The sequence below is a fragment of the Kitasatospora sp. NPDC091335 genome (assembly GCF_044757205.1).
Taxonomy (GTDB): domain Bacteria; phylum Actinomycetota; class Actinomycetes; order Streptomycetales; family Streptomycetaceae; genus Kitasatospora.
The window spans coordinates 1-25,614 of sequence record NZ_JBIVUM010000007.1 but is presented as its reverse complement, the minus strand read 5'-3'; the positions used below and the strand labels follow the sequence as shown (position 1 = coordinate 25,614).

The 25,614-nt window shown below is 75.8% G+C and carries 15 protein-coding genes; 13 read left to right on the top strand and 2 right to left on the bottom strand.

Features of this window, described 5'->3' with window-relative positions; genetic code table 11:
- Window positions 1–78 precede the first annotated feature (78 nt).
- The 9 genes from ACIQOW_RS17260 (at window position 79) to ACIQOW_RS17220 (ending at window position 13,403) form a co-directional block, all read left to right on the top strand.
- Complete coding sequence (locus tag ACIQOW_RS17260) at window positions 79–1,335, top strand: TIGR02678 family protein (protein WP_401085356.1); 1,257 nt, start codon at window positions 79–81, stop codon at window positions 1,333–1,335.
- A gap of 16 nt (window positions 1,336–1,351) precedes the next feature.
- A complete protein-coding gene (locus ACIQOW_RS17255; protein WP_401085353.1) occupies window positions 1,352–5,515 on the top strand; it encodes a TIGR02680 family protein in 4,164 nt (1,387 codons plus the stop codon).
- Window positions 5,512–6,735: a TIGR02679 family protein gene (locus tag ACIQOW_RS17250; protein WP_401085350.1), complete on the top strand. Its 1,224-nt coding sequence runs from the start codon at window positions 5,512–5,514 to the stop codon at window positions 6,733–6,735. The genes ACIQOW_RS17255 and ACIQOW_RS17250 overlap by 4 nt, the downstream gene beginning before the upstream one ends.
- Before the next feature lie 171 nt (window positions 6,736–6,906).
- Window positions 6,907–8,967 (top strand): phosphocholine-specific phospholipase C, encoded by a 2,061-nt coding sequence (locus ACIQOW_RS17245; RefSeq protein WP_401085347.1) that lies wholly within the window; start codon window positions 6,907–6,909, stop codon window positions 8,965–8,967.
- Window positions 8,968–9,121: 154 nt separating this feature from the next.
- Complete coding sequence (locus tag ACIQOW_RS17240) at window positions 9,122–9,652, top strand: RNA polymerase sigma factor (RefSeq protein WP_401085344.1); 531 nt, start codon at window positions 9,122–9,124, stop codon at window positions 9,650–9,652.
- Window positions 9,649–10,485, top strand: a complete 837-nt coding sequence (locus ACIQOW_RS17235; protein ID WP_401085341.1) for a zf-HC2 domain-containing protein — start codon at window positions 9,649–9,651, stop codon at window positions 10,483–10,485. Before ACIQOW_RS17240 ends, ACIQOW_RS17235 begins: the two co-directional genes overlap by 4 nt.
- A 122-nt stretch (window positions 10,486–10,607) precedes the next feature.
- The gene (locus ACIQOW_RS17230; RefSeq protein WP_401085338.1) at window positions 10,608–11,420 is read left to right on the top strand and encodes an ATP-binding cassette domain-containing protein; all 813 of its coding nucleotides are present in this window, start codon (window positions 10,608–10,610) and stop codon (window positions 11,418–11,420) included.
- 43 nt (window positions 11,421–11,463) lie between these two features.
- Window positions 11,464–12,813, top strand: a complete 1,350-nt coding sequence (locus tag ACIQOW_RS17225; RefSeq protein ID WP_401085336.1) for a hypothetical protein — start codon at window positions 11,464–11,466, stop codon at window positions 12,811–12,813.
- Window positions 12,810–13,403 (top strand): hypothetical protein, encoded by a 594-nt coding sequence (locus ACIQOW_RS17220; RefSeq protein WP_401085334.1) that lies wholly within the window; start codon window positions 12,810–12,812, stop codon window positions 13,401–13,403. The genes ACIQOW_RS17225 and ACIQOW_RS17220 overlap by 4 nt, the downstream gene beginning before the upstream one ends.
- 46 nt (window positions 13,404–13,449) lie before the next feature.
- On the opposite strand, the gene ACIQOW_RS17215 is transcribed toward ACIQOW_RS17220, so the two are convergent.
- Entirely contained in the window at window positions 13,450–15,663 is a 2,214-nt protein-coding gene (locus ACIQOW_RS17215; protein WP_401085331.1) for an HAD-IIB family hydrolase, read from the bottom strand.
- Between the two features lie 240 nt (window positions 15,664–15,903).
- On the opposite strand from ACIQOW_RS17215, the gene ACIQOW_RS17210 reads away from it, so the two are divergent.
- The 3 genes from ACIQOW_RS17210 (at window position 15,904) to ACIQOW_RS17200 (ending at window position 23,167) form a co-directional block, all read left to right on the top strand.
- Window positions 15,904–19,263, top strand: a complete 3,360-nt coding sequence (locus ACIQOW_RS17210) for an FtsX-like permease family protein (protein ID WP_401085328.1) — start codon at window positions 15,904–15,906, stop codon at window positions 19,261–19,263.
- 95 nt (window positions 19,264–19,358) lie between these two features.
- On the top strand, window positions 19,359–22,184 hold the full coding sequence (locus ACIQOW_RS17205; RefSeq protein ID WP_401085326.1) for a hypothetical protein: 2,826 nt from the start codon (window positions 19,359–19,361) through the stop codon (window positions 22,182–22,184).
- Window positions 22,181–23,167: an ABC transporter ATP-binding protein gene (locus tag ACIQOW_RS17200; protein WP_401085323.1), complete on the top strand. Its 987-nt coding sequence runs from the start codon at window positions 22,181–22,183 to the stop codon at window positions 23,165–23,167. The genes ACIQOW_RS17205 and ACIQOW_RS17200 overlap by 4 nt, the downstream gene beginning before the upstream one ends.
- A gap of 84 nt (window positions 23,168–23,251) precedes the next feature.
- Here ACIQOW_RS17200 and ACIQOW_RS17195 read toward each other — a convergent pair whose 3' ends face one another.
- Entirely contained in the window at window positions 23,252–23,632 is a 381-nt protein-coding gene (locus ACIQOW_RS17195; protein WP_401085320.1) for a peptidase inhibitor family I36 protein, read from the bottom strand.
- 516 nt (window positions 23,633–24,148) lie between these two features.
- Between ACIQOW_RS17195 and ACIQOW_RS17190 the strand changes: the two genes are divergently transcribed.
- Window positions 24,149–25,063 carry an alpha/beta hydrolase gene (locus ACIQOW_RS17190; RefSeq protein ID WP_401085317.1) on the top strand — a complete coding sequence of 305 codons (915 nt, stop codon included), beginning with the start codon at window positions 24,149–24,151 and terminating at the stop codon, window positions 25,061–25,063.
- Window positions 25,064–25,614: the final 551 nt, after the last annotated feature.

Here is a 25,614-nt window from a genome sequence, read left to right as displayed (position 1 = left end):
CCGCATGAGCAGAGGAGTCCGCATGAGCAGAGAGGTCCGGATGAGCGGGCGGAGCGCGGTCACCCTCGGGAGGGACACATGAGCACGCTCGCGAACCAGCTGGTCCTGGCCGAGCGGCAGGACGTCGCCCGCGGCGTCAGGCTGCTCCTCGGCCGACCGCTGATCACCGAGCGCGGCGACCCGGCCGCCTTCGAGCTGGTCCGCCGCCGGCAGGGGCCGCTGACCAAGTGGTTCGACTACAACTGCGGCTGGCAGCTGGTGGTGGAGCCGCGCCTGGGGTACGCGCGGCTGTTCAAGATCCGGGCCGTGCCCCACACCTCGCGCCCCGCCCGGCGGCTGCGGTCCGGCAGGGCGCCGTTCGACCGCCGCCGCTACACCCTGCTGTGCGTCGTCGCGGCCGAGCTGCTCCCCGTCCCGGTGACGACGGTCGGCCTGATCGCCGACCGGGTCGTCCAGGCCTGTGCCGCCGACGAGGCGCTGCCGCCCTTCGACACGGCGGGCAGGTCCGAGCGGATGGCCTTCGTGGACGTGCTCAAACTCCTGGAGGCCTACGGGGCGCTCCTCACGGTGGACGGCGTCACCGAGAGCTTCGTCGACTCGGCGGAGGCCAAGGTGCTCTACCGCGTGGACGCCACCGTGCTGATGCGCCTGCTCGCCGCGCCCGTCGGCCCGTCCCGGCTGGCCGTCCCGGCGGAGGACGTACCGTTGCGCTTCGAGGAACTCCTGGAGGGCACGGTGCGCGAGAGCCGGTACGGCGGCGCCGACGCCTCCGACGCGCAGCGCAACCTCGGACTGCGGCACTCGGTGCTGCGCCGGCTCCTCGACGATCCCGTCCTCCACCACGACGAGCTCCGCGCCGACGAACTGGCCTACCTCACCTCCCCGACCGGGCGCCAGATCGTGCGGCGCGCCGCAGAGCAGGGCGGTTTCGTGCTGGAGGAACGGGCGGACGGTCTGCTGCTCGTAGACCCGGACGGGATCGCCACCGACAGCCGTTTCCCGGACGACTCCGCGACGGCCCGTGTCGCCGCCCTGCTCCTGCTGGACCCGCTGACGGCCGCCCCCGGCGGGCTGACACCGGAACAGCTCACCGTGGAGGCGAACGGACTCCTGCGGCGCTTCCCGCAGTGGGCGAAGGGCTACCAGTCGGAGGACGGCGCACAGCGCCTCACGGCCGACGCCGTCCGGGTCCTCACCGACTTCGGCCTGGCCGGCCGGGCCGGCGACCGTACCGTTGCCCGGCCCGCGGCGTTCCGGTACCGGAGCACCGTGACCCCCGCGACCGCCGGTGCCACGACCGCCGTGACCCCCGCGACCGCCGGTCCCACGACCTGACCAGGGAGGACTTCCGATGACCGTGACACACCTTCCGCGGCCCTCCGCGCTCCGGACGCCAGGGGCCGTGGCGCGGTGGCAGCCCTCCAGGGCCGGCATCCTCAACGTCTGGCGCTACTACGACGAGACCTTCACCTTCCACGAGGGCCGGCTGCTCCTGCGGGGGCAGAACGGCACCGGAAAGTCCAAGGCGCTGGAGGTGCTGCTGCCGTTCCTGCTCGACGCCAGCCTGCGCCCCAGCCGGCTGTCCACCTTCGGCGGCTCCGAGCGCACCATGCACTGGAACCTGATGGGCGAGGGCACCTCGGGCAAGACCCGGGTCGGCTACGTCTGGCTGGAGTTCGTCCGCGGCGGCGACAGCGCCGGCGACGGAGACGCCGCGGACGATCCCGTCCGGTTCACCTGCGGCGCCAGACTCCAGGCCAGCGTGCACACCACCGGCGTCACCGCCGACTACTTCACCACCAACGCGCGGATCGACCGCCCCGGCGGCCTCGCCCTGGTCAACGAGGCCGGCCAGCCGCTCACCCGCGCGGCCCTGGCCGAAGCCCTCCAGGGCCGGGGCGAGCTGCACGGATCGTCGGCCGACTACCGCAACACCGTCCGCGGCACGCTCTTTCCCGGACTGGGCGAGCAGCGCTACGACGCCCTGATCACCGCCCTGCTCCAGCTCCGCACCCCCAAGCTGTCCGAGCGCCTGGACCCGTCGCTGCTGTCCGCCCTGCTCTCCCGGGCCCTGCCGCCGCTCGGCCAGGGCGAGATCACCGAACTGGCCGAAGGCTTCGAACGCCTCGACCGCCAGCGAGAACACCTGAAGACCCTGGACGACGAAGTGGCCGCGGCCACCGCCGTCGCCCACCAGCAGCGCGGCTACGCCCAGCGCGTCCTGCGCGCCGGGGCCGCCGCGCTCATCTCCGCGACCACCGAGATGGACAACCTCACCCGCGTCGCCCGGGAGAGCGAGGAGGAGCACGCCGGAGCCCTGCGCGAGCGCGAGGCGAGCACCCGCGCGAAGGACGAGCTCGGCCACCGGGTCCAGGAGATCGACGGCGCCATCGAGGGGCTGCTCGGCTCCGAGGTCTACCGGCAGGGCCAGGAACTCGACCAGCTCCGCCGCAGGGCCGAGCAGGCCGCCGGGGCCGCCGCCAGGCTGCGCGCCGCCGCCGACCGGAAGGCCGGTGCGGCCGCCGAGGACGCCGGGCGGGCCGACGAGGCGCGGCTGCGCTCCGACCAGCGGGCGGAGCACACCCGCGTCGCCAGGGAGGATGCCAGGGGCGCGGCGCGGCGCGTGGCCATGGAGTCCCTCTGCACCGAGGTGCAGGAGGTGCTCGGCGCCACCCCGGATCCGTCCGGGGACGTGGGGGAGCAGGGGCGCAGGGCACGCCGCCTGCTGCGCGGTGCGGTCGTGTCGCGGCACGGCCAGATCGCCGGGGTCCGTGCCGCCGTCGAACGCCACGAGCGTTCCGTCGCGGACCGGACGGTGGCGGAGCAGCACCTCGACACGGCGCGCGGGCGGCTGGCCGAGGCGTCCGCGCGGCGGGACGGGAACGCCGGCGCCTACGAGGCCGCCGTCGACGCCCACGCCGACGGGCTGCGCCGGTGGGCGGCGGCCGACTGCACCGAACTGCGCATCGAGGACGTCGAGGAGCTCGCCTCCCTGGCCGCCGCCGAGACGGACGTCCTCGCGCTGGTCGAGGCGGCCGCCCGTACGGCGGAGAGCGCCCTCACCGCCGAGGAGACGACCGTCCGGGCGGGCCGGGACGACGCCCGCGCCCGGCGCGACCGGACCGCCGACGAGCTGGCGGACACGGCGGCGGCGACCGATCTGCAGCCCGTCGCCCCGCGCACCCGCACGGCCGACCGGTCGGTGCTGCCGGGAGCGCCGCTGTGGCGGCTGCTGGCGTTCCGGCCGGACGTGCCTCCCGCCGACCAGGCGGGCATCGAGGCGGCCCTGGAAGCGGCCGGCCTGCTGGACGCCTGGCTGACCCCCGACGGCGGCCTCGCGGTCCCCGGCCACGACACCCTGGCCGACCCCGCGTCGGCCACGCCCGCACCGGGCACCTCCCTGCTCGACGTCCTGGTTCCCGAGCCCGAAGGCCCGGTGCCGGCCGGTCAGGTGCGGCGGCTGCTGGCCGGCGTCGCCTACGGCCCCACCCTCCCCGCGGGCCACCCGGTGGCGGTGGCGGCCGACGGCAGCTGGCGGCTCGCGACGGCGGTCGGCTCCTGGACCAAGGCGGAGTCCGGCCACATCGGAGCCGCGGCCAGGGAACGCGCCAGGCAGCGGCGCATCGCCGTCCTCACCGCCGAACTGGCCGAGGCCACCGCCACCGTCACCGGTTTCGAGGCGCGGCTGCGCGGCCTCGCCGACCGCAGGGCGCGCCTCGGCGCCGACCTCCTGTCCCGGCCGCACCACGGGGAGGTGGACCGGGCCAGGCGCGCCTGGGAGCGGTCCGAGTCCGAGGTGGGCGCCCGCGAGGACGCCGTACGCGAGGCCGTCGAGCGGCTCGTACGGCAGGAGGACGCCGTCGCGGCCGCGCTGCGCGCCCTCGCCGTCGCGTCGGCCGAGCACGCCCTGCCGACCGAGCGGGCCGCCCTGGACGCGACCGCCACGGCCGTCGACGGGCTGCGCGAGCAGGCCGACGTCTGGCTGGACGCCCACCTCGCCTGGGTGGCCGCCCGGCACGCCTGGGACACCGCCCGCGGCCACGCCGAGGCCGCCGGGGAGGCCGCGGCGGAGAGCGCGGCCGAGGCGGAGGAGGCCGAGGCGGCCGCCCGAGGGCTCCGGTCCGCGCTCCAGGCCGTCGAGAGCACCGTCGGCGAGGACTACCGCCAGGTGGCCGCCAGGATCGGCGACCTGCGGACGTCGCTCGACCGGACCCGCCGTGAGATCGACGCCGGCACCCGGGCACTCATCGCGCTGGAGGGCCGGATCGGCGCGCTGAGCGCCGTCACGGCCCAGGACGCGGGCCGGCGCGACGAGGCCGTGGCGGCCCGCAACGAGGCCGCCCGTGGCTTCCGGCGCCTGTGCGTGCTCGGATTCCCCGAGGACGCGGGCCTCGGTCTCACCCTCACCGCCGCGGACGGTACCCGCGCCACCCTCGAAGCGGCCCGCGAGACCGCCGCCACCTGGCCGGGACTGCCGCACGGCACCAGGAACCTCGGCGACTCCCTGAACCGCCTCTCCGAAGCCGTCCACCGCGCCCGCCAGAGCCTCAGCAGCCGCGCCGACCTCGAACTGGAGGCCGAGGAGGACATCCACGTCCTCACCGCCACCGTCGACGGCATCCGGGTCGGTGCGACGAGCCTCCTCGCCATCCTCACCGGCGACCGCGACCGCAGCCAGGACGACATCACCGCCGCCGAACGCGGACTCTTCGACCGGACCCTCACCGGCGACACCCGCCGCCACCTCGCCTCCCGCATCCGCCAGGCCGGTGAGCTCGTCGAGCGGATGAACGGCCACCTCGAACGGGTCCGCACCGCCTCGCGGGTGGCCGTCCGGCTGGTGTGGCAGATCCACCCGGACCTGCCCGCCGGCACCAGGACGGCCCGGGAACTGCTGCTCAAGGACCCGGCCAGGATCACCGAGGCCGACCGCGAGGCCCTGCACGCCTTCTTCCGGGGCCGCATCGAGGAGGCCAAGACCCGCAACACCGCCGCCACGTGGGAGGAGCAGCTCGCCGAGGTCCTCGACTACACGGCCTGGCACCAGTTCGTCGTCAAGCTGGACCGCGCCAACGGCGCCGGCTGGCAACTGCTCACCAAGAAGCTCCACGGCGCGCTCTCGGGCGGGGAGAAGGCCATCGCGCTCCACCTGCCGCTGTTCGCCGCGGTGGCCGCCCACTACGAGGCGGTGCCGGAGTCCCCGCGGCTGATCCTGCTCGACGAGGTCTTCGTCGGCGTCGACACCGTCAACCGCGGGCAGGTCTTCGCCCTCCTCGCGGCGCTCGACCTCGACCTGGTGCTCACCTCGGACCACGAGTGGTGCACCTACCGGGAGCTCTCCGGCATCGCCGTCCACCAGCTGATCACCGGCGGCGACGGCGACGACGCCGTCACCAGCGCCCGCTTCACCTGGACGGGCACCGACCTGCTGCCCGACGAGGCGGACCCGGACGGGGCCGACCCGGATGAGGCCGGCCCCGGCGCGGACGGGGCCGGCCCGGACGGACCGGCATGACGGACCGCCACCCCCTCGACCTCCCCGAGCTCCGCCCCCTCTGGGCGGCCGTCCACGACCGCCTGTCGACCGGCCGCCCCGTCAGCCGGGTGCGCTCCGGGCCGCTCGACGACGCCGGCCGGGAGGCCCTGGCCGACCTCCTCGGACTCGACCGGCTCCCCGGCGTCCAGCCGACGATCCACCTCGGCGGACTGGAGACCGCCGTGGTGGACGCCTGCGGGGGACCGGTCCGGGAGGTGGTGGCGGCGATCCTCGGCCCGATCCCCGACCGGGCCGCCGAGCGCGAGCGCAGGACCGGGCAACGCGACGCCCTGTGGGGGTGGCTGGCCGGCCACGACGTGGTGACCGCCCAGCCCGTCCTCCTGGAATGGGTCGCCCACCTGCGGGCCAACGGACTGGCCGACGGCTCGCCCGAGCGGACCCGCGACCTGCTGTCCGCCGCCCTGACGGTGCTGGCGGCCCTCCCCGCGGGCGGGGAACCGCTCCCGGTCATCGCCGCCCGGCACCTCGACGGGGACTCCCACGCCCTCGACGACGGGACCCGGCTGTCCGGCCTCGTCCTGCGCGCCCTGGCGGTGCTGTACGGCACCGGCGTGCCGGACGGCGCCGAGGCCAGGCGCGCGCTCTGGAGCCGGGCCGGGGTGGCCGACGACCAGCTTTCCGCCACCGTGCTCGCCGTCGGTCTGCGCCTCGGCGGGGACGGCCCGGTCGCCGGGGTCTCCCGGATCTGCGCCGAGGCCGGTCACCCCGTCAGCCTCACCCTGGCCCAACTCCGCTCTCCCGGCGGACTCGCCGTGCCCGCGGGGCCGGTGCACATCGCCGAGAACCCCAGCGTGCTCGCCCTGGCCCTGCGCCGCTTCGGCCGGAACTGTCCACCGCTGGTCTGCACCTCGGGCTGGCCCAACACCGCCGTGATCCACCTGCTGCGCCTGCTCGCCGGAGCCGGGGCCTCCCTGCACCACCACGGGGACTTCGACGGCGAGGGCATCCGGATCGCCGCCCACGTCATGGCCAAGACCGGAGCCGTCCCCTGGCGGATGGCGGCGCAGGACTACCGCCGCGCCGCGGCGCTGGTCCGTTCGGGCCCCGACCCGGGGCGCCTCACGCCCGCACCGTGGGACCCGGCCCTCGTCGACGCGATGGCCGAACTGCGCACCGCCGTGGTCGAGGAAGTGACCGCGGACGCCCTGCTGGACGACCTGGCGACGGTCGGACGATGACAGCCGTGCCCGGCGGGGGGACGGCAGGGCGGATCGATCCTGTCCGTACAACTCGATGCGTTCGTCCGCCGTACGGCGGGCAGTCATGAACGGTCCGCCGGGCGGTACCCCGCACGCGCTGTCCTGGGGGCGCCGTCCTCCACCCTCATGACATGTCGAGGTCATCCACCCATGGCAGAGCCGAACCGTCGCCGCTTCCTCCAACTCGCGGGCGCCACCGCCGCGTTCCCGTCGCTGTCGCAGAGCATCGCGCGAGCCGCCGCCATCGCCCCGCTGGGCGGCACCGGCACCATCCAGGACGTCGAGCACATCGTCGTGCTGATGCAGGAGAACCGTTCGTTCGACCACTACTTCGGCGCGCTGAAGGGCGTCCGCGGCTTCGGCGACCCCCGTCCGGTGACCCTGCCGAGCGGCAAGCCGGTGTGGTACCAGACGGACGGCCTCAAGCGGGAGGTGCTGCCGTTCCGGCCCCAGGTCAGGGATCTCGGGATGCAGTTCGTCCAGGACCTCAACCACGACTGGGCCGGCGGCCACCGGGCCTTCAACGGCGGCAGGTACGACCAGTGGGTCCCCGCCAAGACGGCCACCACGATGGCCTACCTGACCCGCGACGACATCCCCTTCCACTACGCGCTCGCCGACGCGTTCACCGTCTGCGACGCCTACCACTGCTCGTTCATCGGCTCCACCGACCCGAACCGCTACTACCTGTGGTCGGGCTGCACCGGCAACGGCGTCACCGGCAACGGCCCGGTCCTCGGCAACCAGGAGGCCGGCTACACCTGGACGACCTACCCCGAGCGGCTGGAGAAGGCCGGGATCTCCTGGAAGATCTACCAGGACGTCGGCGACGGCCTCGACGCGGCCGGTTCCTGGGGCTGGATCGGCGACGCGTACCGCGGCAACTACGGCGACAACTCGCTGCTCTACTTCGACAACTACCGCAACGCCAAGCCCGGTGACCCGCTGTACGACAAGGCCCGCACCGGCACCAACGCCAAGGCGGGCGACGGCCTTTTCGACCACCTGCGGCGCGACGTCCAGGCCGGCACGCTGCCGCGGATCTCCTGGATCGCCGCCCCCGAGGCCTTCACCGAGCACCCCAACTGGCCCGCCAACTACGGCGCCTGGTACGTCTCGCAGGTGCTGGACGCGCTCACCGCCAACCCCGCCGTGTGGGCCAGGACCGCGCTGTTCGTCACCTACGACGAGAACGACGGCTTCTTCGACCACATGGTGCCGCCGTTCCCGCCCTCCTCCGCCGCGCAGGGGCTGTCGACGGTGGCGACCACCGCCGAGCAGTACGCCGGCGGCATCGGCTACGCGGCCGGACCGTACGGGCTGGGCCAGCGGGTGCCGATGCTGGTCGTCTCGCCCTGGAGCACCGGCGGCTACAGCTGCTCGGAGACCTTCGACCACACCTCGGTCATCCGCTTCATGGAGCGCCGCTTCGGCGTCCGGGAGCCCAACATCTCGCCCTGGCGGCGCGCCGTCTGCGGCGACCTGACCTCCGCCTTCGACTTCACCGCGTCGAACGCGACCCCGGCGGCGCTCCCCTCCACGGCCGGCTACCTCCCGCCGGACCGCGACCGGCACCCGGACTACGTGCCCACCCCGCCCGCCGCCGGCGCCATGCCGAAGCAGGAGCCGGGCGCGCGGCCCACCCGCCCGCTGGCGTACGCGCCGTACGTGGACGGTGCGGCCGACACCGCCACGGGCAAGTACCGCCTCACCTTCAGCGCGGGCGCGGCGGCGGGCGCCCAGTTCCTGGTGACCTCGGCCAACCGCACCGACGGCCCGTGGACGTACACCACGGAGGCGGGCAGGACGATCGCGGACGCCTGGAACACCACGTACTCCCAGGGCGTCACGGACCTGACCGTGCACGGCCCGAACGGCTTCCTGCGCCGCTTCCGCAGCCCCGGCAAGGCGGCCGGGCCCGAGGTCACCGCGCGGCACGACGCGACCACCGGCAACCTCGCCCTCACCCTCACCAACCCGGGCACCGCGGACGCCGTGCTCACCCTCGCCAACGCCTACGGCGGCGCCCCGCAGACCGTTGCCGTCCGCCGTGGCGCGACCGTCACGTGCACCGTCGACCTGAGTGCCTGCCGCCGGTGGTACGACGTGACCGTCACCTCGGGCGGGACCGCGGACTTCGTGCGCCGCCTCGCCGGCCACGTCGAGACCGGCGCCCCCGGCCTCTCCGACCCGGGCATCGCCACCTCCTGACGCCACCTCCGCACGACGCCACACGCTTCCGCACGCCGCCGCCCCGGGTCCCGCAGGCCCGGGGCGGCGGCGTGTGACGGGGATCACGGTCCGCGGGAAAACCGGGCGGCCCGGAGCGCCGTAAGACCAGGACGTGAAACGTTCACCGGCCTTGATGACCGATGCGCGGCTGGTCCGGCGCATCGCCCGCGGGGACACCGCGGCCTTCGACGAGCTGTACCGGCGCAGCGCCCCCTGGCTGACGGCGCGGCTGCGCCGGCGGTGCGCGGACGACGAGATCGTCGCCGAGGTGCTCCAGGAGACGTACCTGGCGGTGTGGCGGGCGGCCGGGTCGTTCGCCGACAGCATGCGCGGCGAGGAGGCGGGCGGGTGGCTGTGGACGATCGCCGCCCGCCGGCTGGTGGACGCCTTCCGGACACGTGGCCGGCACGGCGCGCCGCCGCCCCGGTCGGTCGCCCCAGGGCCGGCGCCCTCGGCCGAGCACGAGGTGCTGGAGGCCGCGGTGGGAGGCGACGTCGGGGCGGCCCTGGACCGGCTCGCCCCCGAGCTGCACCAGGTGCTGACCGCGATGGTGCTCGACGGGCTGACGGTCAGGGAGACCGCGGCGCTGCTGAAGATCCCCGAGGGGACGGTCAAGACCCGTGCCCGCCGGGCCCGCCTCGACCTGCGAAAGGCCCTGTCATGACTGCCCACGTCCCGCGTCCGCTGCTGGTGAGCTACGTGCGGGGGGAAGACGCCCCGGGCCCCGCCCCGACCGCCGGTGAGCTGTGGGCGGTGGAGGCGCACCTGGAGCGGTGCGCCGACTGCCGGGCCGAGCTGGCCAGGGCGTCCCTGGCCCACAGCCCGGCGGACACCGCACTGGTGGAGCAGGTGCGCGAGCGCCTGGCGCGGGCGGTGCCGCTGTCGCCGGTGCGCCGCCGCCGGTGGCGGCGGGTGCGGCGGGAGCTGGCCCGGTGGGCGGCCCCGGCGTTCGGACCGTGGGTCTGCGCGCTGCTGCTCGTCGTGCTCGGCGCCCTGGTGCTGTCGGCGGCCGGCGGGGGCGACTCCCCGGTCCTGTTGCTGCTGGCCCCGGCGATGCCGCTGCTGGGGGTGGCCCTGAGCTGGGGCCCGCACGCCGATCCGGCGCACGAGCTGATCGCGACGACGCCGCGGGCGGGGCTCGGCCTGCTGCTGCGAAGGACCGTGGCGGTGCTGACCCTGGTGGTCCCGGCGCTGGCGGCCGGCGGCGCGATCACCGGCACCGCGCCCGCGCTGGTCCTGCTGCCGGCCCTCGCCCTGACCTGCGCCGCCCTGGCGCTCGGCAGCAGGGTGGGCATCCAGCGCGCGGCGAGCGCGCTCGGCGCCGGATGGGCCGCGTTGGTGGTCGTCCCCGCGACGGACGGCCGGACCGTCCCCTCCTACCTGCGGGACTCGGCCGCCCCCGGGTGGGCGGTCGCGGTGGCGCTCCTGGGCGCCGCCGTCGTCCTGTGCCGCAACGCCTACCTGCATCCCCGTGAGGCCCGCGCGCGCCGGGGCTGACCGCCGGGTGGCCCGCCGTCACGGCAGGCCACCCGCCCCACCACGCACCCGCATCCTTCACCCGCACCCCCACCCCCGTACTTCAGCCGCATCCTTCACCCGCACCGCGAGGAGAAACGACCATGCCCGTCACCGGCATCGCGAGCGAGATCGCGCCCACCCGCTACGCCCACCACATCAGGGCCCGCGGCCTGACCGTCCGGCGTGGCCGCCGCCGCGCGGTCGACGGGATCGACCTGGACCTGGGCACCGGCGTGCACGGCCTGCTCGGACCCAACGGGGCGGGCAAGACCACTCTGATCCGTACCCTCGCCACCGTCCTGACCCCGCACGGCGGCGAGCTGGAGCTCCTGGGCGGCGCCCGCCGCGGCCGGGGCGAGCTGCGCGCGCTGCGCCGCCGGCTGGGCTACCTGCCGCAGGCGTTCGGGCACTACCGGCGGTTCACCGTAAGGGAGTTCGTCGAGTACATGGCCTGGCTCAAGGAGGTGCCCGGGCACCGGGCGGCCGACGCGGTGCAGCACGCCATCGACCGGGTCGACCTGACCGGCCGGGCCGACGACCGGATGGGCTCGCTCTCCGGCGGCATGCTGCGCCGGGCGGGCATCGCCCAGGCGATCGTCAACGACCCCGACATCCTGCTGCTGGACGAGCCCACGGTCGGCCTGGACCCCGCCCAGCGGATGGAGTTCCGCGCGCTGCTGCGCGGCATCGGCGAACAGTCCTGCGTCCTGGTCTCCACCCACCTGGTCGAGGACGTCGCCGCGGCCTGCACCAGCGTGGTGCTGATCGACGAGGGCGGCACGGTCTTCGCCGGCCACGTCGACGGGCTCCGCGGCGCGGGCACCGACGCCGACCCGGGCGACAGCGACATCGAGCGCGGCTACTCCGCGATCCTGCGCCGGCACCGCGAAGCGAAGGCCGGCGGCCCGAAGTAGGGCCGTCACCACCCGACCACCCCTCTACCCCTGGAGACTGTGAATGTTCCGCATGGTGCGCCTGGAGACGAAGCGCTCCGTCGCCCCGGCGCTGTTCCTGGCGCTGGCCGCCCTGACCCGGGTCTTCCTCTGGATGGACGTCCAGCAGTGGGCGGCCAGTTGGACGTCCCTGGTCCACTCGCTGCGGTCGACCGCCTGGGTCGTCCTGCCGCTGGTGCTGGCCGCCGCGATCTGGCACGGCGGGCGGGAGCGGCGCAGCGCGGTCTCCGAGCTGTTCGCCGCCACGCCGCGGCCGGGCCCGGTGCGGCTGCTGCCGGCCTTCGCGGTGACGGCCGGCGCGGCGGTGCTCGCGGTGGCGGCGATCGTCGGGTGGGCCGCGGCGATCGTCTCCGGGAACGCGACGTTCAGCGACGGCCAGTGGCCGCTGGGCCTCGCGGTGGGGCTGCTCGTCGTCGTCGCCGTCGCCCTGCTCGGGCTGGGGATCGGACGGGTCGCTCCGGCGCCGGTCGCGGCGCCGCTGGGGGCGGTCCTGCTGTTCCTGGTCCTGGCGGTCAGCCAGGTCAGGGACGGGCGGCCGGCGAACCGTCTGGTGGACACGGTGCTGCCGATGCTGCCGGTGACGGACGACTTCCACCGGGTGCTGCCCTCGCTGTCCGCGGGCCAGGCCGTCTGGTTCGCCGCCCTCGGGCTGAGCGGTGTGCTGCTGGCCGTCGCGGCGACCACGCGGGCCCGGGTGCTGGCCGCGGCGCCGGCCGTGGCCGGGCTGGCGCTCGGCTCCCTGGTCGCGCCGTCGGGTGCGATCGTCCCCGAGCCGCGGGCCACCGAGATGGTCTGCGCGGCGGAGGACGGCCGGGTCTGCGTCACCAGGGTGCACCGCGCCGCACTGCACGACCTGCTGCCGCCCGCCCGCAGGGTGCTGGACGCCTTCGCCGGGGTGCCCGGCGGCCCGACCCGGGTGCAGGAGGATCCGGTGAGCTGGATGATCGACGACGGCCGGGCGGCGGGCGGCGCCGGGGACCCCGGTACGGTGCGGATCGAACTCCCGTACCGGACCCAGCAGGGCGGCATCCGGTGGGAGCCCGCCACGGTCCTCGACCTGTTGGCCCAGAACGCCCTCGGCGACCGCGACTGCCCCCTCGGGGAGCGGGCACGGGCGCGTGCGTCCGACGCCTCCAAAGCGGTCACCGTCCTGCTCCTGGACACTCCCGCGGACAGGCTGAGTCCCGTCGCCCGCGCGGCCCTCGACACCCTGCGCGCGCTGCCCGCCGAGGAGCGCAGGCAGAGGATCGGGGAGGCCCGGAAGGCCGGGCTGGCCTGCGGGGATCCGCTCGCCGCCGTGACCGGTGACGCCGGTACGGGCGAGGCCGTCACGGGTGAGGAGGCCGGCCGATGACGCCGGGACTGCGCGGCCTGGTGCTGCACCTGCGGAGCCGGGCGGTCCCGGCCGCCCTGCTGGTCTTCCTGGTCGCCGCCGCGCTCACCTGGGCCGGGTACCGGCTGGACGATCCGGGCGCCGCGCGGATGGTCGGTCTGGTCGCCGCGGTGCTGGGCGTCGCCGCCGTCGCCCGCACCCTGGCGGGCCCGGACGAGGAACTGGAGCGCGGCACGCCGGTCCGCTGGCGGCTGGTCCGCGCGCTGCACGTGACGCTGCCCGGCGCTGTCCTGCTCGGCCTGCTCGCCGCCGTGCACCTGGCCGTCGGCCGGACGGCCCACGCGGTGCCCTTCGCCACCCTCGTCCTGGCCGTGCCGGCGCTCACCGGGCTGACCGGACTCGCGGCGGTGCTGCTCGGGGCGCAGGCCGCGTGGGTCCCGCCCGTCGGCTGGGGCCTGCTCATGCTGGCGGTGGGGGCCCGGCCCTCCCTCGTCGAGCAGGCGATGACCTGGATGGTCCAGGAGCCCCGCACCGACACCTCGACGGCGGTGGCCGTGGGCCTGACCGTGCTGGGCACCGCCGCCTACACCCTGCGCGGCAGCCGCCGGTGAGCAGGCGCGGGGCCCTGGCCGGGCCCCGGATGGCGGCGGCTCCGGCTCACGGGCGCCGCGCGGCGACGGGGGACGGGCGGCCCGATCGGGGTGTCATCGGTGGCGTCACCGGTGGCGTCACCGGCGGTGGGACCGGGGCGGAGCAGCCGCGGATGGCGCGGACGATCCGGGCGGCCCAGTCCCCGGGCCGTTCCCGGCCGAGGAGTTCGGAGAGCCGCTCCATGCGCGCCCGGCGTTCGGCGGGCGCGAGGTCGAGGGCACGGGCCAGGACGGCCGTGAGGTCCTCGGGCGAGCGGGGGTCGGTGAGCAGGGCGGCCTCGCCGAGTTCGGCGGCGGCGCCGGTGTGGCGGGAGAGCACCAGGACGCCCGGCGCGGCGTCCCGGTCCTGGAGGGCGGCCCGGGCGGCGACGTACTCCTTGGCGGTCAGGTTCATCCCGTCCTGGAGGGAGGTCACCCAGAGCACGTCCGCCGCCAGGTACTCGTCGACGACCCGGGCCGGGGGCAGGCCATGGGGCAGGTAGTCCACCGGCCGCCAAGTTCCCCGCTGCCAGCGGGTGTTGACATCGGCGACGCGCTGTTCGAGGTGGCGGCGGGTGGTGTCGTACGCGGTGATGCCGGGCTCGGGGGGCGCGCAGACCAGCCGGAAGACGATCCGGCCGAGCAGTCCGGGGCGGCGGGAGAGCAGACGGTCGACGGCCTCGACCTTCTGGACCGGGGCCTTGGCGTAGTCGAGGCGTTCGACGGAGAGCACCACGCGGACGCCGGCCGGAGCACGGCGCGGTGTGCGGAGGCGGGCGAGCCGCTCGACGGCCGGCCGGTCGATCCCGAGCGGGTGGACCCCGGTGCGCGGCGGATCGGGCAGACCGGCCAGGGCCCCGCGGAAGTTCCCGGCGAACTCCTCGGTGTGGAAGCCCGCCCAGTCGAGGCACGCCAGTGAGCCGCGCAGTTCGGCGGCGACCGGGAGGGTGGCGAAGACGTCCGGTGCGGGGAAGGGGGTGTGGTGGAAGATCCCGGTCCCGAGGTCGGGCCGGAGGCGGCGTAACAGGCCGGGGACCAGCCAGAGGTTGTAGTCGTGGAGCCAGACGGTGGCGCCCGGGGCGGCCTGGGCGGCGATGTGCCGGGCGAAGCGCGCGTTGACGGTGCGGTAGTCGGCCCAGGTCCGCTCGTCGAGGACCGACCTGCCCGGTTCGGACATCAGGACCGGCCAGAGGGTCTCCTTGCAGGCGCCGTGGAAGTAGCCGCGCCAGGTGGCCGTGTCCAGCGGTACGGGGGACAGCGGCAGCGAGGTGGGTGGCGGGAGGGCCGCCGTCCGGTCGCGGCCGGTCAGCGCGGTGACCCAGACGCCCGGCAGGCCGTCGGCGAAGGCGCTGGTCAGGGTGGGCAGGATGCCGTTGGGGCTGCCGGGCGGCTGCCAGCTCGCGCCGTTCCAGTGCAGCGGCGGGCGGTGGTAGGCCACCACGAGGGAGTGCCGGCGCGCGGGGCCTTCGGCGGCGGGGCCTTCGGCGGCGGGGCGTTGGGCGGCGGCGGAGGCGGCCTCGGGTTCGGGGGAGACCCAGCCGAGGTCCAGGAGCGCCGCGTGGATGCCGGCCGCGCCGGCCGGGCCCGGCCGGTGGACGAGGGGGTCCCCGGCGAGGGCGGTGAGCAGCGCGGGTTCGGCCCCGCCGACGACCACGGCGTGCACGCCGAGCCGGAACAGCGAGAGGTCGTTGAGCGAGTCCCCGGCGACCAGGATGTCCTCGGGCCGCCAGCCCAGCTTCGCGGCCAGGGCCCGTACGGCACTGCCCTTGGAGGCCCCCGGCGGCAGCACGTCGAAGTAGCGGTCCGCCGAGTACACCCAGGCGCAGCCGAGGGCCTCGACGGCCGCGGTGAGTTCGCCGGTGAGCCGGTCGGGGGCGAGGTGGTAGGAGCAGCGGCCGTCCTGGACGACGCCGTGCTGGTAGTCGAGCCCGGGGAAGCTGCGCAGCGCGGCGCGTACCCGCTCCTGCCCGGGCCAGCCCGCCCGCAGGTGTTCCTGTACCGGGTCCACGGTGGTGAAGTCGGTGCCGTCGACGACGGTGGCGCCGACGTCGGCGATGATCCAGCGTGGCCGGGGGACGAGCGGATCGCGGAGGACCTCCCGGACGGAGGCCGGCGAGCGTCCGGTGGCGAAGACCGGTGTCACCTCGGGGTGGTGGGCCAGGGCGTCCCGCAGCCTGCGCCGGTCGTCCCGGGTGCCGCCGAGCAGGGTGCCGTCCAGATCGGTGACCAGAATCCTCGACATCCGAGGGACGCTAACACCCTCACGCCCCGTGGTGAAGTGTTCACCTCGCGCTGATATCCGCCCCCGGTGCGGACGGGCGGGGAACGGGTTGAACCCGGGCGGGCCGCCGGGCCGTCTGACCGGTTGAGGAATTGGTACAGACCATATGTGGGGTTGCTGTGATAGAACCTCAACTCTGTACCGGGCGGGGTCTCGTGGCGCGTGCCCCTCCGCTCCGGAGGCCGGCGAGGGGAGCAGTGGATGATACTGGCGGGTATCCGGCGCCGGTTCGGGAGACACGGGCTGGTGCTGGCGGCCGTGGCCGCGAGCATCCTGGTGGCGACGGCGGTGCTGTCCGCGGTGGCCGGGCTGGCCGAGTCCGCCGCCGCCTCGGGGGTGCGCCAGCGGCTCGCGGCCGATGCCGGGCGGTCGGTCGAGGTGTCCGCGCACTGGACGGCGAAGGACCTGCCCGCGGCCGACCGGGCGGTGCGAGCCTCGCTGGCCCGGACGATGGGGGGCGCCCCGTTCCGTACCGAGACGGCACTGAGCGGCTCCGTCACCGTGGACCTGCCGCTGCCGCCCGCCATGCGCCGGCGGCCGACCGAGACGGTGCTCTCCGTGCTCCCGATCGGCCTGCCGGACCCGGGCCGCTACGCCCGGCTGCGCAACGGCAGCTGGCCGGACGCCCCGGCCGCTCCGGCCGCCCCACCTCCCGGTGACGGGCTGCGCGTCGCGCTCCCCGAAGCCGCCGCCGACCGGCTCGGCCTGGACGTCGGCAGCACCGCCGTCGTCCCCGGCCCCGCCACCGGCGCCCCGGTCACCCTCACCGTCACCGGCGTCTACCGGCCCGACCCGGCGGCCGTCGCGCTCTGGACCGGCCTCGGCGGCCCCGACGGCGCGACCCGCCCCCTGCTGCTCGTCGACGGCGGGCAGCTGACCGCGCTGCCCTCGTTCGGTGCCGTCGCCCGGGCCGTGTGGCTGGCCCTGCCCGACACCGGCGGGTTGAGCCTGCCCCAACTCACCGCGCTGCGCGACCGGGTGGCCGTCTTCGTCCGCGGGGACACCGCCCGCACCGTCTACCGCGGCGCCCCTCCGGCGCTGACCGACACCGTGGTGCGCAGCGGCTTCCCCGCCGCGGTCGACAACCAGGCGACGGCGGCCCTGGCGGCCAGGGCCGGAATCGCCGTACCGCTCGCCCTGCTCGCCGTACTCGCCTCCGTGGTCCTGATACTGACGGCACGCCGGCTGTCCGACGCGGTCGCCGGCGAGCAGGCCCTCCAGCGCTCCCGGGGGGCCGGATCGCTGCGACTGCTCGCGGCGGCGGCCGGCCAGTGGGCGCCGGCCGCGGTGCCGGCCGCGATCGGCGGACTGCTGCTGGCCGAACCGCTGCTGGCCGCCGTGCTGCGCGGCGTCGGGGTGAGCGGCTCCGAGGCGCAAGGGCTGGCCGCGGACGCCGGCCGGACGGCCTGGTGGACCGCAGGGTTCGCGCTGGTGGTGCACGGCGCGGCGCTGTTGCTGCCGCTCGCCCGGCAGGCGCTGGACCCGGGCGCCCGGCGGGCCCTGCGCGCGCGCAGCGGCCGCCGGCTGGGGCTGCAGCGGGCCGGCGCGGACCTGGCGCTGCTCGTGGTGGCGGCCCTCGCCTTCCTCCAACTGCGGCACTACCAGGGCCTGGTGGCGACGGGTGCGGGCTCCGGGTTCGACGCCGGGATCGATCCGGTGCTGGTGCTCGCCCCGGCGGCGATGGCGGTGGCCGGAGCGGTGCTGCTGCTGCGGCTGCTCCCGCTGGTCGGGCGGCTGCTGGAGCGGTCGGCCGGGCGGGCCCGCGGACTGGTCCTGCCGCTGGGCGCCTGGCGGCTGAGCCGTGACACCGGCCGCCAGGCCGTCCCCGTCCTGGCGACGCTGCTGGCGGTGGCCTGCGGCAGCCTGGCCGCCGGGGTGCTGACCGCGCTGCCGGCCAACGACCGCGCTCGCGCGGCCCAGACCGTCGGCGCCGACCTGCGGCTGTCCGGGGTGCCCGGCGCCCCGCCCGAACGGCAGGCCGCGCTGGCCGCCCTGCCGGGAGTGACCGGTCTGACCCCGGTGGCCGAGCAGACCGCCTTCGTGGGCAGCACGGTGGTCAGGACCGTCGCCCTCGACACCACGGGCGCCATGGCCACCGGGCAGCTGCCCGCCCTGCGCCGGGACCAGGCCGACCGCCCGGCCCCCGAGCTGCTGGCCGCACTGACCTCCGTACCCGTCCAGGGGCTCCCGGTGCCGGGCGGGCCGACCGCCCTGGAGGTGACCGTCCAGGCCACCGCCGACCTGCCCGTCCCCGCCCCCGGACTGCGTCTGAGCCTCCGGTTCCAGGACTCCCGCGGGCTGGCCGACCAGGTCACCGCCCCGCTGCCGGCCGACGGCGGCCCGCACACCGTGACCCTGGACCTCCCCGGCAGCGACCGGCGCGCCCTCCCGCTGACGCTCACCGGGCTCGACGTCCGGTTCCCCGCCCGGCTGGCCGCCCGCACCACCGTCGACCTGCGGGTGTCGGGCATCGCCGCCGTCACCGGCGGGCAGCGGACCGCTCTCGCGCTCCCGCCGGGCCGGCAGTGGTCCCCCGCCGGCACGGTCCTCCCCAAGCCGGTCGAGCTCCGCTGCCCCGGCACCGCGCCCACCCGGGAGGTCCAGATCTCCGACGACTCCGGGGCCTGCTCCTGGGAGAGCGGCGGCTCCGCGCTGCTGCACGCGGTGCTGTCCTCCCAGGAGCCCGAGCGACCGGACGGGAGCGGCGCCGACCTGTCCTTCGCGGTGGTGTCCGAGGCCGGACCCGGAGGCACGACCGGCGGACGGCCGTCCCCGGTGCTCCCCGCGGTCGCCGACCGCGCACTGCTCGACGCGGTGAACGCCAAGGTCGGCGACACCCTGCGGATCGACTGGGAGCGCGACGGGAAGAGCACCCAGCGGGTCCGGATCACCGGGGAGATCGCCGCCCTGCCGGGCTACGGCAAGACTCCGGGGCATCTCCTGCTGGACCTGCGCACCCTCGTCCAGACCCGCGCCGCGGCCGGGATGGCGCCGCCCGCCGTGGCCGGCTGGTGGCTGGCGAGCAGCGACCCGGCGGCCACCAGGGCCGCCGTCGACGGGCACGGCGAGTTCGGCCGGGCGGAGAGCGCCACGCAGGTCGCCGTGGCCCTGGCGGACGACCCGTTCCGGACCGGACTGCGCGGTGCCTGGCTGCTGGTCGTGGTCACCGCACCGTTCTTCGCGGTGACCGCCCTGGTCCTGCACACGGTGAGCGCGGCCAGGACCAGGCAACGCGAGTTCGCGGTGCTGCGCGCCCTGGGCGTGCGACGCGGCGAACTGACCAGGCTGCTGCGCGCCGAACAGCTGGCGGTGATTGCGCCGCCCGTCCTGCTCGGCGCCCTGCTGGGGCTGCTGCTGGCGGCCCTGCTGCTGCCGTTCACCGTGCTGGACGACAGCGCGGCGCCGCTCTTCCCGGCCCTGGACGACGCCCCCGGCCGGCCCGCCGCCGCGCTCACGGCGCTGGCGAGCGGCCTGCTGCTGGCCCTGGCCGTGCTGGTCCTCACCCGGCTGCTGGCCCGGGTGGACCTGGTCCGGGCCCTGCGCGCGGGGGAGGACGGATGAGCCGGGCGGACGGCCCTACGGGGAATGGCCCGACGGGGCACGGCCCCGTACCGGACGCCACGCGAGGACGGACCTTCCGACGGGGGGAGCCCCACATGCTGACACTGCGCCTGATCCGGCGCGAGGCGCGGATCGCCTGGCCGGTCGCGGCCGTGCTCGTGCTGCTCGCCGTGCTGCTCACGGCGATCCCGCTGAGCTGGCCGCCGCGGTTCGACCGGCTGGCGGCCGGCTCGTTCGCCGACCGGGTGGCCGCCGCGCAGGAGCCCGGAGCGCTGCTCTCGGTCGACACCACCACCAGGAAGGCGATCTGGCTGGGGACCTCGCCTCCCGGTGCGCTCGACCGCGGCCTGGACCGGATCGGCGCCACGCTGCGCGGCACCGTCACCCCGCCGCTGGCCGCCACCCTCGGCACGCCGCAGGTCAGGGTGTCCACCGAGCTCGCGGGCGCGATGGGGCCGGGGGTGACCACCGCGTACAGCGGGGCGCCGGGGATCAGCCTGGTCCACGCCCGGCCCGACGCCTCCAGCGGCCCGGTCGAGTACGTCCGGGGCCGGGCGCCGGACCAGCCGCCGCCGTCGAAGGACCCGTCCGCGGAGCGGGCGCCGATCGAGGTCGCGGCCTCCGAAGCGGTCATGAACAAGGTCGGCCTGGCGCTCGGGCAGCGGTTCGAGCTGAAGAGCAAGGGGTGGAGTGCCCCGATGGTCCTGGTCGGGGTCTTCCGCACCGACCACGGCGCCCGCCCGCTCTGGCAGCGGTTCCCGATGCTGGTCGAGCCCTGGGTCGTGCAGGGGCTGACCGGCGCCGAGCTGTACGCCCAGCTGCTGACCAGCGCGGGCGGGATCGAGCAGACGACCGACGAGGCGCCGCTCCACGTGTCCTGGGACCTGCCGGTGACGGTCGACCGCACCGGCCCGGCCGCCACCCCGGCGGGGCTCGCCGAACTGCGCTCCGGACTGGCCGGGCTGCGGTCCACCGGCCTGGACCGGCTGTGCGGGGAACAGGTGGTGAAGGACTGCACGCTGCTCGACCACATGGTGGCCGGGGTCACCGTCACCGACCGTCTCACCCCGGAGCTGGAGGCGTTCGCCGCCCAGCGCGGGCGCACCGAACAGCTCCAGGGCTTCGCGCTCGCCGGACTGCTCGCCATCGTGGTGGCCACCGCCGTCGCCGCGGCGCGGCTCGGTGCCCGCCGCCGGGCCAGCGCCTTCGCGCTCCAGCTCTCCCGCGGCGCCCGGTTGTCCGGGATCGCGGGCCGCCTGCTGGCGGAGGCCGCGGTGGCCGTCGGTGCCGGCATGGCGCTGGGGTGGGTGCTCGGGTGGGCGCTCACGCCACCGGGCGCCGGCCTGGGATCGCCGGTGCCGGTGCTGGTCGCCGGGGTGCTGGTCTGGTGCGCGCCGGCCGCGGTGCTGCTCGCCTCGGCCGGTCGGGCCCGCCCGGTGCGGCGCACCCGCCGGATCGTCCTGGAGGCCCTGGTGCTGCTGCTGACCGGGGCCGGACTGTTCGCCCTGCGGACCCGCGGGACCTTCGCCGGCTCCGGCATCGACCTCCAACTCTCCCTGACACCCGTGCTGTTGGCGGTGGTCACGGTGCTGCTCCTGCTCCGTCTGCTGCCGCCGGTGCTGCTCCGGGCCACCCACTGGGCACGTCGCTCGCGCGGTCTGGTCCCGCTGGTGGCGCTCGCCCGGGCCGGTGCGCACAGCGGCGCGGCCGCACTCGCCCTGCTGGTGCTGGTGCTGGCCACGGGGTACGGGGTGTTCGGCGGGATGGTCACCCGCACCGTCGCGGACAGCCGCGCGCAGACCGCCGAGTGGCGCACCGGCGGGGCGGCGGCCGCCCTGGTCGGCCCGCGCGACCGGCTGTCCGGCGACCTGTCGAAGATCCCCACCGTCGGCCACCGGGTGACCGTCAACGGCGTGACCGCGGAGATCACCGCGCAGGAGGACGGCACCAGCATCCCCGGGGCCCAACTGGTCGGGCTGGACGCCGCCGCACTGGGCGCCGCCGAGCCGTCCTCCCCGGTCGCCCGCGCACTCCTGGCCGCAGACGGGGCGGACGCGCCGGTCGAGCGGACCGGCGAGGGCGGCAGCATCCCGGTGCTCACCGCGCTGGCCGACCCGGACCTCGCCGCCCGCTTCCCCGACGCCACCTTCGAGGTCTCCGCGCCGGGTGTCGGCCGCAGCCTGGTCCGCGTCGTCGGCGCCCTGCCCGAGGAGGCACTGCGCGACCCGGTGCTCGGGCCGGTGCTCGGCAGCGGGCCGCGCAGCGGGCCGCTGCTCCTGCTCGGCGGCCGGTCCGGGCAGCAACTGCCCGCGCAGAACCGCCACGCGTCCGCCGTCCTGTTCTACCCGGCGGCCGGCGGCCCGCCGCTGGATCCGGCCGCGGTGCGGGCCGGCGCCGCGGCGCAGCTCGCCCCCGGCGGCGACACCTGGGGCTCGGTGGAGTTCCGCGACCCGGCCACCGAGCTCGACCTGCTGCGCGGCGACGGACTGGTCCGCTCGGTCGGGCTCGCCTTCCAGGTCACCACCGGGATCGGCCTGCTGCTCGCGCTCGGCGCGTTCGCCCTCGACCTGCTGCTCAGCGCGACCGAACGGGCCCGCACCTCCTCGTACCTGCGGACCCTGGGCACCGGCAGCCGCGCGGTGTTCGGACTTCAGGTGCTGCAACTGCTGCCGGTGCTGCTGGCCGCGGCGGCCGGTGGCACCGCGCTGGGCCTGCTGCTGCCCGGCGCGCTCGGCCCCGCCCTGCGGCTGAGGGCACTCACCGGTGGGCCGTTCGAGCCCGCCACACACATCGACTGGACGATCACCGTGGGGCTCGGCCTCGCGGTGGCCGTGCTGGTGTCGGCGGCCGCCGCACTGGAGGCGGCGATCAGCCGCCGCCGCGGCCTGGGCGCCGTGCTACGACTGGGGGAGGCGTTGTGACCGACCGTCCGACCGAACGACCTGCGGCGGGGACCGCGACGGCGACCGGGGCCGGAGCCGCGACCGGCCGGCCGATGGTGGCCTGCGAGAGCCTGGTACGGATCTACCGCACCGGCGCGGTCGCCCGCGGCGGAGTCGAGGTGCAGGCCCTCCAGGGGCTCGACCTGACCGTACGGGAGGGCGAACTGCTCGCCCTGGTCGGCGCCTCGGGATCCGGCAAGTCCACCCTGCTCGGCATCCTGGCCGGCCAGGACACCCCCAGCGCCGGCACCGCCGTGGTGGACGGCACCGACCTGGGCGCACTCAAGCGCCGCGAGCGCACCGCCTACCGGCGCCGGACGGTCGGGGTGATCCAGCAGCAGACCGCGAGCAACCTGCTGCCCTACCTGACGGCCCGCGAGAACGTGCAGCTGCCGATGGGCTACACCGGCGTGCCGCGCCGCGAGCGCGCCGCCCGGGCGCTGGAGCTGCTCGACCTGATGGGCATCGCCCACGCCGCCGACCGCACCCCGGCCGCGCTCTCCGGCGGCGAACAGCAGCGGGTCGCCATCGCCGTCGCCCTGTCCAACCGGCCCCGGCTGCTGCTCGCCGACGAGCCCACCGGCGAACTGGACACCGCAACCTCGGAGGAGGTCTTCGCCGCGCTGCGCACCGCCAACAGCGAACTGGGCACCACCGTGCTGATCGTCACCCATGACGCCCTGGTGGCCGACCAGGTCCGGCGTACGGTGCGGATCCGCGACGGGCGGACCTCCACCGAGGTGTTGCGCCGCACCGCCGCCACGGGCGCGGAGGGCGCCACCGCCGCCGAGGAGTACACCGTGCTGGACCGGGTCGGCCGGCTCCAGCTGCCGCGCGAGTTCACCGAGTCGCTGGGCCTGGCGGACCGCGTGCGGCTGGTCCTGGAACGCGACCACATCACGGTGTGGCCCGACCGGGACCGCCCGCCGGCGGGCGGCCGGGAGGAGGAGAGCGCCGGCTGAGCCGGTGCGCCCCGGCCTCGCCGCGCACTCCTCCGCCGCCGGGCGGGCCCGGTGCTGGGCCGGCTCGGTGCGGCCGGGGAGCCGCTACCCGAGGTAGGCGCGGTAGGCGCTGACCCAGCCGCCGATGCTGCTGTAGCCCGAGGCGTCGATGGTGATCGACCCTCCGGTGCAGTCGAAGTTGTCCCACAGCTCCACCCGGTCGCCGCCCTCGGTACGGGCGGAGCGGATCTTGTCGTTCCAGTTGTCGCCGACGTACGTGCACTGCCCCTGGGTGTTGGAGAACCAGGTGTCGGCGCCCGTGAAGTGGGTGCCGGTGAAGGCGTGGAAGCTCGGGTTGCGGGCGAGGTCGCCGCCGGCGGCGCGGGAGGCCGAGGGGGTGAGGGGCTGGGCGGAGGAGGAGGGGGCGACGAGCACGGTGGCGGTGAGGACCGCGGCCGTGAGCAGCACCCTGCGGACGATGGCCATGACGTCTCCTTCGGTCGGACACGGCCGGGCGAACGGGCCGGGGGAGGAGCGGGGCGCTTGCCGGTGCTCCGGCCCCGTCGGCACCTTCACTCGGCGGGCAGCTCAGGATTACCCGCGATGGCGGCGGATAGCTGCGTATGCGAAGAAATGGCGGAAACAGGTGCCGGATCCACGGCTTGGAGGGATTCCGAGGAATGCCGGGCCCCGTTCGGGGTTCGCGCGGGGATTCGAATGACGTGACCGGGCCGGAACGGTGGTCCTGGTGGGGCGCCTGGGGTCGCCCGGAGCGACAGTCCGTTCGATGACAGAGGGCCGCGCCTGGCGTTTCGGCGGCGATCGCACCGGTGTTCACCCGCCGGATCCGGTCGCACCCGATCGGATGCGGGTCGGACACCGGACGGACGCCGGTCGGTGCGGGGCCCCGTTTATCGCCCATTGGCCGTACGTCAACGCACAGTTGGTGATATCGATTGCCTGACCACGGACAACCGGAACACCGACGAGAGGGAACACTCCTTGACGACTCACCACCGGCACGGCGCCCGCGTCCGGACGCTGCCGGCGCTGGCGGCGGCCCTGTGCACGATCACCGGCGTCACCGCGCTCGGCACCACCCCGGCCGCCGCCGCGGACACCCGGCACCCGGTCTACGCCATCGCCCACCGGGTCGACACCCTGGACGGCGTGGACGCCGCGATCAACCACGGCGCCAACGCCATCGAGATCGACGTCTGCTCCTGGTGGAACCCGAACGAGTGGCGCGCCTACCACGACTGTTCCTCCGCCGGCGACAACCGGCTCGGCCCCGGCCTCGACAGCATGCTCGACCGTGCCCTGCCGCAGGTGCTGTGGACGGTGTCGGCCGGCGACGACACCGCCGTCTACACCGAGTTCGCCCACCTGGTGCGCGTCCTGCTCGACGCCGCCGAGGGCCGCACGGCAGCCCCGACCGCGCTGCTGGAGGCCGTGCTGACCGGCCTGGAGGCCCCCGACACGGGCGGTGCCGCCGCCGTGCAGAACGCGATCATGTGCGCGGACCGCGCGGCCTCGCGGGATCCGCTCGCCTACTACCGCGACGTCCAGGCCCACCGCACCGACGAGCCGCTGTTCGGCCCGCTCACCCGCAACCTCACGCCCTGCACCTTCTGGCCCGCCCAGCCCGCCGAACCGCCCACCCGGGTGCGCAACGCGGTGCCGGTCCTGCTGGTCGGCGCCGACGGCGACCCGGCCGCCACCTACCCCGGCCAGCTCTCCGCCCACCGCGCCCTGACCGGCTCCCGCCTGGTGACGCTCCGGGGCGCCTTCCACCACACCGCCTACGCGGGTCTGTTCGCGCCCCGCGACGCCTGCGTGGACGCCGCTGTCGACCACTACCTCCTGGACGGCGTCCTCCCGGCCCGGGACGCCGACTGCCCCGCCACCCGGCCGTGACCGGCGCCACCCGGCCCCGACGTGGTCGCCCCTGACGTGGTCGCCCCGATTCGGGAGCCGGCGCCGTTCACGCTGGGCATTTGTCCCGGGGCCCGAGGGGGAGTACTGTCTCCCAGTCGCTCGACATGGGAGCACCGGACACGCGTCAGCGCGGACGGTCCCGGGGCGGCCAATCCTCTGGAACCCACACTTCCCGGCTCGGGCCGAGGCAGTCCTGTCATGTGCAGGTGCGGCCCGGTCTGTATTCGGTGTGTTCGTTTTATCGGATTGCAGCCGGATTCGCTTTCCGAAGCGGTGACCGGCTAGAGTTTGAAACGTCAGACAGGGCGCCAAGCGCTGGAAGACACCGGCAAGTCGGAAGCGAAAAGCCCCGGTAAACGGAGCGGAAAGCGTCTGATAGGCTGGGAATACGAAAGAACGAAGCCCGGAGGGTCTGCTGGAAGGCAGTCCGAAGGGAGCGTCCGTTCCTTGAGAACTCAACAGCGTGCCAAAAGTCAACGCCAGATATGTTGACATCCCCGGCCTCAGGTTTCCTGGGGTTGGAGATTCCT